We start from the raw sequence: 13,273 nt of genomic DNA on the forward strand, positions 1-13,273 counted from the left end.
ATATGTTCGAGACGTCCGCAAGCCTGCCCCGGTGCGCATCACAGGTCAGGATCGATCAGGCCTGACGCGCCGCGATCGGCGGTACAGCACCACGACACGCCGTAGCGCGGTCCGCCTCACCCGTCTCGCGGTGTTAGCAACCGCAGCATCGGTGGGGCGGATGCGCCGAGAACAACGTGCGCGCGAGTGATCGGCACACCCAGGACGATCAAGCGCCTCGCTTGCCCGCCATCGGAGAAAGGCTCCGCGGCGGCGTTGATCAGCTGCAGAAGCGGCCGTCGCGCTCCGCGGTCTTCAGTAACAGTGGCGGCGGCGCATAGCGCTCTCCGTATTTGACCGCCAGCTCCAACGCCCGGCGCGCGAACGCTCTGCTTCCGATCATATCGATGTATTGCAGCGAACCACCGGTCCACCGCGGATAGCCGATGCCCAGCACGGCACCGATATTGGCGTCTCTGGGACTTTCGATAACGTTCTCCTCAAGGCAACGCACTGACTCCAGCGCCTGGATGTAGAGGAAGCGCTCGGACAGTTCGTCTTGCGGGATCTGCTCCGCGCTCGGCGGAAATTCCTCGCGCAGCCCCGCCCAGATGCGCTTCTTGCCGCTTTGCGGATACTCGTAGAAGCCGCCGCCTCCGGCACGGCCAGGGCGCTTCAGCGCGTTGACCATCCTGTCGACGACAGCCCAATGTGGATGCGGAGGCGCCGTCTTGCCTACGGCTTCGAAGTCCGCGATTGTCTGCTGCCGCACGCTCCAGGCCAGTGCCAGCGACGTCTCGTCCATCACCGCGAGGGGGCCGACGGGCATGCCGGCCCAGATTGCGGCGCTTTCGATTTCCGCTGCGTCGACGCCACTGAGTAGCATGGCGCCCGCTTCGCGCGTAAACGTCCCGAACACGCGGCTGGTGAAAAAGCCGCGGCTATCGTTCACCACGATCGGCGTCTTGCCTATCTGGCAGACGAAATCGTAGGCTCGGGCCAGCGTCTCCGGTGATGTAGAGGCGCCCTTGATGACTTCAACCAGCGGCATCCGATCGACGGGCGAGAAGAAGTGCAACCCGATGTAGTTCGCCGGAGCGGCCGAGGCTTGCGCCAAGCTGGTGATTGGCAGCGTCGACGTGTTGGAGGCGAAGATGCCGCCGGGCGAAAGATACGGCTCCGCCTCCCGCGTGATGCCTAGTTTCAAATCGCGGTCCTCGAACACCGCCTCGATGATTAGTTCTGAGCCGGCGAGATCGGCCGTCGTCCCGGTCGGCTTGATCAAGGCCAGCGCGGCATTCATGCGATCGGGCGCCAGCCGGCCTTTCTCGACCTCCTTGCCCAAGCCGCTCGCGATCATCGACTTGGCCCTGTCGGCCTGCTCCTGCGTCGCGTCCTTCATCACGACGGCGAGGCCGCGCTGCGCGGCGACTTGTGCGATGCCGCGACCCATCAGGCCAGCGCCAAGAATCCCGATCCGCGCGAAGTTGGCATCCGGCACACCCTGCGGACGGCTCTTGCGCGCCTTAATTTCGTTCATCTGGAAGAAGAACGTGTGGATCATGTTCTTGGCGACGCCCCCGACCCCGACTTGCGCCAGATAGCGGCTTTCAATCCGGCAAGCCGTGTCGAAGTCGACCGCAGCACCTTCGACTGCCGCCGACATTGCGGCCTGCAAGGCAGGATAGCGTGCGCGGGACTTCTTCATCAGAAGCGTCGGCGCGGTTCGCAGCCAAGCGAGCGGCGCCGCCGCGACCGGCGTCGAGCCGGGGATGCAGAACCCCTTGCGATCCCACGGCTGCACCGCCTCGGCATTGTCGAGAATCCAGGCACGCGCCTGCACCAGCAGATCGTCCTTGTCACGCGCAACGCCGGTCAGCAGCTTGAGGTCGAGTGCGCGCCGCGCGGCGAACACGGCGCCCTCGATAATCAGCGGCATCGCCGTCTCGAGCCCGAGCATCCGGACCAGACGTACAACGCCGCCGGCACCCGGGATCAGCCCAAGCCCCGTCTCCGGAAGGCCGAGCACGAGGGACTTGTCGTCGATAGCGAAGCGCGCATGACAGGCGAGGCAAAGCTCAAAACCGCCGCCAAGCGCCGTGCCGTTGATTGCCGCGACCACGGGCTTGCCGAGTTTTTCGAACCTGCGCATGGTCGCCTTCATGGCTTCGGCGCGGGCAAACAGCCCGGCGGCATCGTCGGCGACGAGCAGTCCCTTGAGATCTCCGCCGGCGAAGAAAGTCGGCTTGTTAGACGTGAGGACCACCCCCGCAATCGTATCGCGCTCCTGCTCGATCCGATCCGCGGCCGCAATGTAAGCGTCGCGGAATATCTGATTCATGGTGTTGGCGCCCTGACCAGGCATGTCCATCGTCAGCGTGACGATGCCTTGCTCATCCTTGGCGTAGTCGATGGCGGTCATGGTAACTCCCGATCAGATCCGTTCGATGACGGTGGCGACGCCCATACCGTCGGCAGCGCATAGCGTGACGACGCCGCGGTTCAGTTCACGCCGTTCCAGTTCGTCGAGCAGTGTACCGAGCAACATGCAGCCGGTGGCGCCGAGCGGATGACCGAGCGCGATGGCGCCACCATTAACGTTGACCTTATCGAGCGGGACTTGCGTCTCCGCGATGAAGCGCAGCACGACACTCGCAAACGCTTCGTTGACCTCGTACAGATCGATGTCTGCGAAGCTCAATCCGGCCTTGCGCAGCGCGGCAGCGGTAACGGGCGCAGGCCCGGTGAGCATGATCGCCGGCTCGACACCCAGCGCCGCCGTAGCAACGATCCGCGCGCGCGGCTTCAGGCCCAGCTCGAGGCCTTTTTCGAGACTGCCGATCAGCATCAGTGCGGCCCCGTCGACGATGCCCGAGGAATTTCCGGCTGTATGAACGTGCCTGATCTCTTCCAGCCGCGGATATTTCGATTGGGCGATCGCATCGAAGCCGCCGAATTCGCCCATGTCGGCAAAGGACGGCGCGAGCTTTGCCAATCCCTCCATGGTCGCATCCGCCCGGATCGCCTCGTCCGCAGCGAGCAAAACGACGCCGTTGATATCGCGCACCGGCACCAGCGAACGATCAAAACGCCCCTCGTCTCGCGACTGTGCCGCGAGGCGCTGCGAACGCAGCGCATAGTCGTCGACCTCCTCCCTCGCGTGCCCCTCTACCGTCGCCAACAAGTCAGCACTGACGCCCTGCGGGATCATTCCCAGCTCGAACGACAGCCGCGGCTGATGATCGCGCACACTCGGCGCCGCGCCGATTCCCATGCGCGACATTGACTCCACGCCGCCGGCGACGATCAGTTCGTCCCACCCGGAACGGATCTTTTGCGCTGCCAGATTCACGGCATCGAGGCCCGAGCCGCAATAGCGATTGAGTTGAAGGCCCGGGCCCGTCCAGGACCATCCAGCGGCGAGCGAGGCGATCTTGGCAATCACGCCGCCCTGCTCGCCATACGGCTGCACGCAGCCGATCAGAACATCGTTGATCAGCGCGGTGTCGATTGCAGTCCGCCGCTCCAGCTCCTGCATCAGCCCGGCCAGCAGTTGAACGGGACCAACCTCGTACAGCGCGCCGTCCCTCCTTCCCTTGCCTCGCGGCGTGCGGATCGCCTCGAAGATAATCGCTTCAATCATCGCTGTTTCCTGCTGTCAGTCTGAAAGAGAGGACCGGGCGCGCCTGCGGCAACGCACGGCTCCCCGACCATCCGGCACGCGATGGCGCGATCACTGCACCGGGCAGCTCTTCATACGGTACGTGATCGGCAGCCGTTTCGCGCCACTAACGAGATTGGCCTCAATCCACGCAGGCTCCCCCGCCAGTTCGATCGAGTCCACCCGAGCAACAATTTCCGTGAACAGCGCCTTCATCTCCATCCGCGCAAGGTTCAGGCCGAGGCACTGGTGCACGCCGTGGCCGAAAGCGATATGGCGGTTGGGCGTCCGATCGACCCGGAACGCGAAAGGATCGACGAAAACCTCCTCGTCGCGATTACCGGAGGGAAAGCACATCATGAGCGAATCGCCGGCGCGGATCTGCTTGCCCCGAAGTTGATAGTCCTGAGTCGCCGTGCGGAAGAAGTGCTTCACCGGCGAGGTCCAGCGCAACATCTCTTCGACTGCGGAATTCAGCAGCTCCGGCGACTCGCGCAGCCGACGGAACTCCGCCGGATGCGCGATCAACGCGTGCAATCCACCGGCCATTGCCGAACTTGTTGTATCATGGCCCGCGGTCGCAATCACCAGGTAGTACGAGAGGCTCTCGAAGACTCCGGCCGGATTGCCGCCGACCGACGCATTGGCGATTACCGAGGCGAGATCGTCCTTCGGGTTCCTGCGACGGTCCTCCGCGATAGCGCCGAAGTAAGCAAAGAACTCCTGAGCCGCGACTTGGCGGCCTTGGAAATTGTTGCTCCCTCCCGACAAATCCTTGTCCGACGAAGCAAGCAGAGCTTGCGTAAGCCTGAGCAGCTTGGCGTCGTCTTCGCGCGGAACGCCGAGGATCGTCATGATGATCCGCAGCGGGTACCAAAGCGCGACGTCGTTGACGAAATCGCACCGGCCACCGCGCTCGTCCATCAAAGCGACAAACTCTCCGGCGAGATTCTTGATCTCATGCTCGATCTCGCGCAGGTTCACCGGCATGAACCACGCCTGTGTGATGCCTCGGTAAGCACGATGGTCGGGCTCGTCCATGGTGATGAGCGTCCTGACTAATTTCGCGTTCCCCGCGCGGACTCGTCTTTCTTCCTCCTCGATCGGCACGAGGCTAGTACGCGGATCGTTGATGAATTTGTCGTTCTGCCGCTCGATTTCGAGGATGTCGCTGTGCTTCGCGATGGTCCAGAACGGCCGATAGCCGGCAGGTTCTGTCCATCGCACGGGGTCGCTTCGCCGCAGTTCGGCGAAGATTTCGTCGTACTTGTGGGGCGTTCCGTACGTGACAGGGTCTACGACCTGGTCATCGATCCGTTCGACCATCGTCTCCTCCAGATGTTATGATTATTTTGTGATTTCTTAACACCAAGACCAAAGTCAAACCTGCCGTTGAGTGCCAAGCACTTGACGTACGGTGCCAAGTTTAACTCGCAGGAGCATGCCCATCGGTGGGTGACGACGTCCATTGCCTGGGCGATTGGCCGTACCGCGCCCGGAACACCCGGCTGAAATGCGCGGGGTCGACGAAGCCGACGAGGTACGACACGTCGGCGATGCTCCGATGCCCCTTCGCGCGGTCTTTTAACAATCGCGCAGCTCGCGCGAGGCGGAGCTCCTGAACCAGACTCATGGGGGTCTGATCAATCTCGCGAACTAGCCGGTATAGGGAGCGGCGGGAGAGCCCGACAAATCGGCCGATTTCGTCAGGGCCGAGATCGGGATTACTCAACCGAACCTCAATGGCCTGTCTCACCTGCTCTATTTTCGCAGCGTTCGGGTTGAAGGTGCTCCGTTCGGCGGCGCTCGCAGGCAGACTTGCCTCCACAGCGTCCATAAACAGAACTTCCATCGAAGCCTGAACGCGCAGATTCGGCCAGTCGGCAGATCCCAACGCCTCGGAAATCATTGAGAGTGCAACCCGGCTCTCGGCCGACCTCGCCAGGCGGGTTCCGCCAAGCTGAGGGCGCGGCCAATGCTCGCAATATCGGTGACTAACGGTCACCCCGATCGTCCGACTTCCGTCCGGAATCAGAAATGAAGTCGGCACGGAAGCGTCAAAGATCGCCCATTCGCCTGCGCGGAGCTCCGTCGGACGATCAGACTGCTTCACGAATGCGCTTCCGAATCGCTGCAGCAAAATAAAGCAGCTTCCCGTCTCAATCGGATCGATCGAAAATCCGTACGTGTCATTGGCGGGGCCCAGTCCAGATGCGGCGACATAGTTGTCAACCAGCAGTGCATCGCCCAGTCGCTCAAGTCGTCCCCACACAGAGAACGAATGCGCCCGCCTCGTGTAGCGGCTTCTCGCGAAGTGCGGCTCGATAGCGGAGTGCCATTCCTCCGCCGACGTGAAGCGTCGGTGCACTGCAGAAATCGGCGACATGCCATTGTTGCCCTTCGGCTTCCATGCACATCCTATTAATGGTTGAACCTTTGCGTCAAGTGTGGTAGGTGACGACCAACCAAAGAACGATGCTGGCATTGCTAAGCGGGCAAGCGCCAGACGCCAGGGAGAAACGAAGTGACCGGTATATTCCAAGGTCTCAAAGTCATCGATGCGGCGACGTTCGTAGCCGGCCCTGCGGCAGCTGTGATTTTTGCGGATTTCGGCGCGGACGTTATCAAGATTGAGCCCGTCGCCCCAGGCGATCCGCAGCGGATGCTCGGACACCTGCCAAATCTCCCCAAGGCGGATCACAACTACGCATGGAGCATCGCCGCGCGCAGCAAGCGAGGAATGGCGTTGAACCTGAAGAAGGAAAACGGCCGCGCGATTTTGACGCAGCTTGTCCGTACCACCGACGTGTTCATTACAAACCAGTCGCCTGCCTCGCGGGAGCGACTTGGGATCACCTACGAGCAGCTTTCGGCCCTAAACCCGCGGCTCGTCTACGCGGCGCTCACAGGCTACGGCGAGACCGGCCCGGACGCCGAGCGGCCCGGCTTCGACGCCAACGCGTTCTGGGCGCGCTCGGGTCTCGCCGACAACGTTCGCCCCGACGTCCGCAGTGCACCCGCCGCCCCGACCCTCGGCATGGGCGACCAGCCGACAGGAGTCGCGCTCTACGCCGCCATCGTCACGGCGTTGTTGCATCGCGAACGTAGCGGACGCGGCAGTTGCGTCACCAGTTCGCTCCTCGCCAACGGCGCCTGGGCCAACGCGGCTTCGATTCAAGCCGTGCTCTGTGGCGGCGAAATCCAATATCGCCTGCCTCGGACCGAAACGCGCAACGCGCTGACCTGCTTCTATCGATGTGCCGACGACCGCTGGTTCATGATCAGCCTGGTCCAGGAAGAGCGCGACTGGTCGCGGTTCTGCGAAGCAATGGGTGTGCCAGAGCTCGTCGACGACGTTCGTTTCGCGACGCTGCCGCCCCGGCGCAGTAACGCCTCCCAGCTTGTTGCCATACTTGACGACGTGTTCGCCAGGCGCGACAGCGCTGAATGGGAGCGCATCTTTCAGGCGGCAGATATTACTGCTTCCGTTGTCGCGCGCGCCGGCGATCTCGTCGAGGATGAGCAATTGACCCACGCAGGTGCGTTCGTAGCCGCCGACTGGATTCCGGGCCGCGGTATGACCATCGATAGTCCGTTCCGGATCTCAGGCGTGAGCAAGACAGCTCCGCGGCCCGCTCCCGAACTGGGACAGCATAGCCAGATGATCCTTGAAGAACTCGGATACTCCGCGGACGATATCGCCCGCCTCAAGGAAGTAGGCGCGGTTGGTTGAGCCAAAGGCCCCGGTTCATCCATCGCCTCAAATCCTTTTAAATCTCCCGCATTATTGAGCCAGAGGAAGATTCATGTCGAGGAAGCACCTGTCGCACGTTGTCGCTGGCGCCTTGGCTGCCGTTCTCATCGCGACCTCGGCGCCCGCCGCAGAAAAGAAATACGATCCCGGCGCGACTGATACCCAGATCAAGATCGGAAACATCGCGCCCTACAGCGGGCCGGCGTCGGCCTACGGCATTAGCGGCCGGACCGCGGCGGCGTACTTTCGCATGGTCAACGATGAGGGCGGTATCAACGGCCGGAAGATCGAATTCGTGAGCTACGACGATGGCTTCAGCCCTCCTAAAGCCGTGGAGCAAGTCCGCAAGCTGGTTGAAAGCGACGAGGTCCTGTTTATTTATCAGTCTGTCGGCACTCCTTCGAACGCGGCGATCCAGAAATTTCTAAATGCCCGCAAAGTGCCGCAGCTCTTTGTCGCCAGCAATGCGACCCGCTGGGGCAATCCGGAACGGTTTCCGTGGACGATCGGCTGGCAACCCAACTTTCAAAGCGAGGGACGCGCCTACGCCAAGTATATTTTGAAGAACTATCCGAACAGCAAGATCGCCGTGCTCTGGCAGAACGACGATGGCGGAAAGGATCAGCTCAAGGGATTACGCGATGGCCTCGGCAGCAGAGCCTCGATGATTGTCGCCGACGCCTCATTCGAATTGTCCGAACCAACCATCGACGCTCACCTCGCCCGCCTGAAGAGCTCCGGCGCGGATATTTTCGTGGCCTGGAGCACGCCAAAGGCAAGCGCGCAGGCAATCCGCAAGCTCGCCGAGCTCGACTGGAAGCCAACCTTCTTTCTCGGGTCGATCTCCAGCTCTGTCGCAAGCGTGCTACGCCCGGCCGGTCTGGAGAATGCTAAAGGCATCATCTCAAACGCCTATTTGAAAGATCCTGTCGATCCGACGTGGAGGAATGATCCGGAAATTAGGAGCTGGAACGCCTTCATGGACAAGTATCTCCCGGATGGTGACAAGGCGGACCGGGTCACCGTTTACGGTTACGCCGTAGCGGCGACCCTGGTCGAGATCCTCAAGCGCTGCAACGACGATCTTACACGCGAGAACGTGATGCGGCAGGCAACGACGATAAAGGATCTCACCGTTCCGATGCTGCTCCCTGGCATCAAGATCAACACGTCCCCGACAGACTATTTCCCCGTCGAGCAGATGCAACTCATCCGCTTCGATGGCCAGCGCTGGCAGCCACTCGACGAGCTGGTCGATGCCGAGGTCGGAAGCAGCAACACCAACTGATCAAGCCAAGCTTTAATCCATCTATCCGTTGTGAGACCAAGTCAACGGATTCCAGGTCGGACATCGTGCGACGGCATGCGAGTTATAGAGGGAACCTCAATGAAAGCGGTCGTCGTCGAGAACTATACGGCCATAGATCAGATCGTGGTGAAGGAGGTCCCGATGCCCGATCTCTCCCCCGGTTTGGTGCGGGTGCGCGTACGCGCAGTCGGTATCGGCTTCGTCGATGGCCTAAAGGTGCAGGGCCTCTACCAGACCAAGGATCCGTTGCCGTTCATTCCAGGCACTGAATTCGCCGGTGAAGTAGAGGCGGCAGCAGACGGCGTTGCCGGCTACCCGCCCGGCACTCCGGTGATGGGAATGATGCGCTCCGGTGCGCTCGCCGAATACGTCTTGGTTCCGCCCGAGGCCCTGCACCGCCTGCCCGATGGCGTGTCGGCTGAAGCCGGCGCATCTTTCCGCGCGAACTATCTCACCGCGCACTATTCGCTCACCGAGCGAGCCTGTCTGCGGGCCGGGGAGCAATTGCTCGTGCTCGGCGCCGCCGGCGGCGTCGGAACGGCAGCCATCCAGCTCGGCAAGATTTTCGGCGCCCGCGTCATCGCCGCGGCTTCCACCGAAGACAAGCGGCACTTCGCCCTGGAGCTCGGAGCCGATGCGGTGGTCGACTACACGCGCGCGGATTGGCGCAACGAACTCAAGGACCTCACCGGCGGCCACGGATGCGATGTGATCGTCGATCCGGTTGGCGGTCCGGTCTCGCTCGAGGCGTTCAGATCTATCGCCTGGAACGGGCGCCACCTCGTGATCGGGTTCGCTTCCGGCAGCATTCCTGCGCTTCCTTTCAACCTGCCGCTGCTGAAGGGGGCTACGCTGATGGGCGTAGATCTCGCGCAGGTGTCGCGGCGCGAGCCGGAAGCGTATCTGCGCGTCACAAGCGACTTATTCCGGCTCCTGAGCGAACGACGCCTGCAGCCCGCCGTCGGACAGGTATTCGACCTCGTCGATTTCCGTGACGCCTTCAATACGCTCGCCTGCCGCCAGGCGCTGGGCAAGGTCGTGGTGAGAGTATAAGCATCGTCGCCGCATAAGTCGTTTCACCCTCAAGACGCGATCCAATTCGGACCGGAGGGGCGCGAGCCCTCCAGTCGCGCGGACAGATCCGGCACGCTGAGAGAATCAGCTTGTAACATCAATGGTTCAACCATACTGTTAGCTAACTGATGGATTGGACTCGCAACATGGAATTGAACCTGAGCCCCGACCAGCGCGCCTTCAGGGACGACGTGCGCGCCTTCATTGGCAGCCGGCTGCCGGCCGACATCCGCGAACGTCTGCGCGCCGGCAACTTCCCGCGCAAGCAGGATATCGTCACGTGGCAACGCATCCTCAACGAGCGCGGCTGGGCGGCGCCACATTGGCCAAAGCGCTACGGCGGAGCGGATCTTGGCCAAATGGAGCGGCTGATCCTGCTTGACGAGATCTACCGTGCTCCGGCACCTATCCCATCCGTGTTCAACGTCATCATGCTGGGTCCGGTGCTGCTGAAGTATGGCACGGAAGCTCAAAAGAGTTCTTCCTTCCCAAGCTGCTCAACATGGATCTGTGGTTCTGTCAGGGTTTTTCTGAGCCTGGCGCCGGCTCGGACCTGGCTTCCCTGCGCACCAGCGCGCGGCGCGAGGGCGACGAATACGTCATCAATGGCCAGAAGATCTGGACCAGCAGTGCGCACTACGCCGACTGGATGTTCGCACTGGTGCGTACAGATCCGGAAGCGCGAAAGCAGCTGGGGATCTCGTTCCTGTTGATCGATATGAAGACGCGCGGCATTTCGGTCCGGCCCATCATCACGCTGGACGGAGACCATCATCTCAATGAGGTGTTCTTGGACGAGGTTCGGGTACCAGTCACCAATCTCGTCGGCGAGGAGAACAAGGGCTGGGATTGCGCGAAATTCTTGCTCGCCAACGAGCGCACAGGCATCGCCAACGTCGGCCTCTGCCGCGAACGGTTGGACTATGCGCGCGAACTCGCTTCTCATACCCTTCAAGCCGGCCGGCCACTCATTGAGGATGTGAAGCTGCACCGGGAGATCGCTGTCCTGGATGCCGAAATCCGCGCGCTTGAGATCACCAACGCCAGATTCCTGCTCACCGAAAGCGAGCAGCGTCGGCTGCCGCCCTTCGCCTCCGTTCTCAAACTCAAGGGCACCGAGATTCAGCAGGAAATCTACCAGTTGTTGACGCGGATCGCCGGCCCTGCCGGTTTGGAGCGCCGGACGCCGGCCGAACCGAGCTTGGCCGCGGTCAATGCGCGCTATTTCTACTCCCGCGCGGCCTCGGTCTATGGCGGCAGCAGCGAGATACAGAAGGACATCCTGGCGAAGACGGTCGTGGGTTGAATGAAAGAGGGCTGAAGGTGAATTTCGAGTTGAACGAACAACAGTCAGCATTAACTGACAGCCTGTCGCGGCTGCTCGTCGATCGCTACTCTTTCGAGCGGCGCCGGGCGCTGGTGGCCGCTGGGCAATTGCACGATACTCAGACGTGGGCCAAACTCGGGGAAATGGGTGTGCTCGCGCTAACCTTGCCTCAGGCGCGCGGCGGTTTCGATTGGGGCGCGCGCGATCTGCTGCCCGTCATGCAATCTCTGGGGCGTGCACTCGTGCTCGAACCGGTACTGGCAACCGGCGTCCTGGGAGCTACGGCCGTACGTCTGGCGGGCCGCGAAGATCAGCAAGCGAGGGTGTTGCCTCGCGTGGCAACCGGCGAGACCATCCTCGCCTGGGCCCATGATGAGCCGGCTGCGCGTCACGAGCCAGTGTGGATCGAAACGCGCGCCGAGCGCAAGAATGGCCGCTGGGTGCTGAGCGGCTTGAAGTCGCCCGTACTGGCGGCGGCGTTAGCCGGACGACTCGTCGTCAGCGCGCGAGTAGCGGGTAGCAGCAGCGAGAGTGAAGGCCTGGCGCTTTTCCTCGTGGATCCGAAGCAGGATGGCGTGAAACTGCGTAATTTCACACTCGTTGACGACAGCAGCGCCAGCGAGGTGACGCTGCTTGGCGCCGTAGCCGAGCCACTAGGCGACCCCTACGACGGCAGTCGTGCGCTCAGAGCGCTGAAAGCCACTCTCGCCGCCGGTATAGCCGGCGCCTGCGCGGATATGGCCGGCGGCGCGCAAGGTGCTTTCGAGCTCGCAATGGATTATCTGCGTGTGCGCAAGCAGTTTGGCCGCGCAATCGGCGAGAACCAGGCGCTTCGACATCGCGCAGCCGACATGCTCGTATGCCTCGAGATGACGTGTAGCATGGCTATGGCTGCCGCCTCTGCGGTAGACCAGCCGGATGGTGAGGAGGCCGCGCTGGACTTGCATCGCGCCAAGCTGTCGGTGGCGCGCAACGCGCGCGAGGTGATGCATGGCGCAGTCCAGATCCACGGTGGCATGGGGGTGACTGAGGAGTGCGCCGTGGGACACTACCTGCGGCGCCTCCAGGTGCTCGATCAACTGTTCGGGGATGCCGACGCGCACGCCGAGCACCTCGCGGCTGAACTTTACACATCTTGCCAAGGTGCGAAGTGAACTCCGCAAGCCCAGGCTCTCAGATTTTGCGTGAAACGCGCGGCCACGTCGCTACGATTACGCTCAACAGACCCGAGAAGCACAATGCAATCCTACCGGAGATGTTCGACCAGTTCGGCGCTCAACTGCAAGCGATAGCCGGCGAGGCGGACCATATCCATGTGGTGATCCTGCGCGGGGCCGGCCGCAGCTTCTGTGCGGGACTCGATCTCCACGACGTGGTCGGCGCGGTGGATCTGGCCTGGCTGCGCCAGGGGTCTCGCACCCTCGAGCTGTTCTCACGCCTTCCGCAGATCGTGATCGCGGCAGTACATGGCTACTGCTTCACGGGCGGGCTCGAACTTGCCCTGGCAGCCGATCTAATCGTTACCTGCGAGTCGGCGACCTTCGGCGACACTCACGCCCGGTTAGGGTTGGTCCCGATGTGGGGCGGATCCCAACGGCTGCCGCGCCGGGTCGGCACCAGCAAGGCGATTGAGCTGATGACGACCGGTCGCCGTATTGGCGGCCGCGAGGCCGAGCGCATCGGGCTGGCGAACCAGTGCCTACCCGACGTCGAATTCGAAGCCGGTATCGACCGATTGGTCGAAGAGATCCTGGCGAATTCGTTCCACGGCAACAGTTCGATCAAGCGGCTAGTGCACGAAACCGATGGCATGCGCCTGTCGGACGGCATCGCGCACGAGCAGTTCCGCTCGCCTGGCTCGCAGCGACGAGACCCATTTCAATCGTGAACGCATCGACCGGCGCTGACCACTCCGGTAGGGCAGAGGTCGCATTACCGAATTTGCGACATCGCTATTGCGCCGTGTAAAGCGGAGTGCACTGGGTTGGCAACGCCCCTTGCCGAATACGGCCGGTCTGCGGATGAAGGCCAAGCTACGGGACGATCGCACAGCGGCGACCAGCCCAACGAAACTTGGGCGATGGACGCCAGAAGCGGTCGGATGCGCTTCCCGACGATGATGAAATGGGTAGGGAAGCTTCACTCAAGAGGCGGGCATTCCAGATTTCA

Annotated in this window: 10 protein-coding genes and 1 pseudogene; 7 read left to right on the top strand and 4 right to left on the bottom strand. The window is 62.3% G+C overall.

Annotated elements, in window-relative coordinates:
* Window positions 1–259 precede the first annotated feature (259 nt).
* The 4 genes from ONR75_RS23800 to ONR75_RS23815 form a co-directional block, all read right to left on the bottom strand.
* The gene (locus ONR75_RS23800) at window positions 260–2,401 is read right to left on the bottom strand and encodes a 3-hydroxyacyl-CoA dehydrogenase NAD-binding domain-containing protein (protein WP_265079414.1); all 2,142 of its coding nucleotides are present in this window, start codon (window positions 2,399–2,401) and stop codon (window positions 260–262) included.
* Between the two features lie 12 nt (window positions 2,402–2,413).
* A complete protein-coding gene (locus ONR75_RS23805) occupies window positions 2,414–3,622 on the bottom strand; it encodes an acetyl-CoA C-acetyltransferase (RefSeq protein ID WP_265079415.1) in 1,209 nt (402 codons plus the stop codon).
* 90 nt (window positions 3,623–3,712) lie between these two features.
* Window positions 3,713–4,966, bottom strand: a complete 1,254-nt coding sequence (locus tag ONR75_RS23810; RefSeq protein WP_265079416.1) for a cytochrome P450 — start codon at window positions 4,964–4,966, stop codon at window positions 3,713–3,715.
* 100 nt (window positions 4,967–5,066) lie between these two features.
* Window positions 5,067–6,314, bottom strand: a complete 1,248-nt coding sequence (locus ONR75_RS23815; protein ID WP_265079417.1) for a helix-turn-helix domain-containing protein — start codon at window positions 6,312–6,314, stop codon at window positions 5,067–5,069.
* Between ONR75_RS23815 and ONR75_RS23820 the strand changes: the two genes are divergently transcribed.
* The 7 genes and pseudogenes from ONR75_RS23820 to ONR75_RS23845 all read left to right on the top strand — a co-directional run bounded on the left by ONR75_RS23820 (window position 6,195) and on the right by ONR75_RS23845 (window position 12,992).
* Window positions 6,195–7,373, top strand: coding sequence for a CaiB/BaiF CoA transferase family protein (locus ONR75_RS23820; RefSeq protein ID WP_265083778.1), 1,179 nt, complete (start codon window positions 6,195–6,197; stop codon window positions 7,371–7,373). The genes ONR75_RS23815 and ONR75_RS23820 overlap by 120 nt on opposite strands.
* A 73-nt stretch (window positions 7,374–7,446) precedes the next feature.
* Complete coding sequence (locus tag ONR75_RS23825) at window positions 7,447–8,682, top strand: ABC transporter substrate-binding protein (RefSeq protein WP_265079418.1); 1,236 nt, start codon at window positions 7,447–7,449, stop codon at window positions 8,680–8,682.
* A 99-nt stretch (window positions 8,683–8,781) separates the two neighbouring features.
* Window positions 8,782–9,756 (top strand): NADPH:quinone oxidoreductase family protein, encoded by a 975-nt coding sequence (locus ONR75_RS23830; RefSeq protein ID WP_265079419.1) that lies wholly within the window; start codon window positions 8,782–8,784, stop codon window positions 9,754–9,756.
* Window positions 9,757–9,923: 167 nt separating this feature from the next.
* Window positions 9,924–10,208 (top strand): annotated as a pseudogene (locus tag ONR75_RS32555) (acyl-CoA dehydrogenase family protein); the annotation flags it as partial.
* A 71-nt stretch (window positions 10,209–10,279) separates the two neighbouring features.
* The gene (locus ONR75_RS23835) at window positions 10,280–11,083 is read left to right on the top strand and encodes an acyl-CoA dehydrogenase family protein (RefSeq protein WP_320109647.1); all 804 of its coding nucleotides are present in this window, start codon (window positions 10,280–10,282) and stop codon (window positions 11,081–11,083) included.
* A gap of 17 nt (window positions 11,084–11,100) precedes the next feature.
* Complete coding sequence (locus ONR75_RS23840) at window positions 11,101–12,258, top strand: acyl-CoA dehydrogenase family protein (protein WP_265079420.1); 1,158 nt, start codon at window positions 11,101–11,103, stop codon at window positions 12,256–12,258.
* A complete protein-coding gene (locus ONR75_RS23845) occupies window positions 12,255–12,992 on the top strand; it encodes an enoyl-CoA hydratase/isomerase family protein (RefSeq protein ID WP_265079421.1) in 738 nt (245 codons plus the stop codon). The genes ONR75_RS23840 and ONR75_RS23845 overlap by 4 nt, the downstream gene beginning before the upstream one ends.
* Window positions 12,993–13,273 lie beyond the last annotated feature (281 nt).

Source organism: Rhodopseudomonas sp. P2A-2r, assembly GCF_026015985.1.
GTDB lineage: Bacteria > Pseudomonadota > Alphaproteobacteria > Rhizobiales > Xanthobacteraceae > Tardiphaga.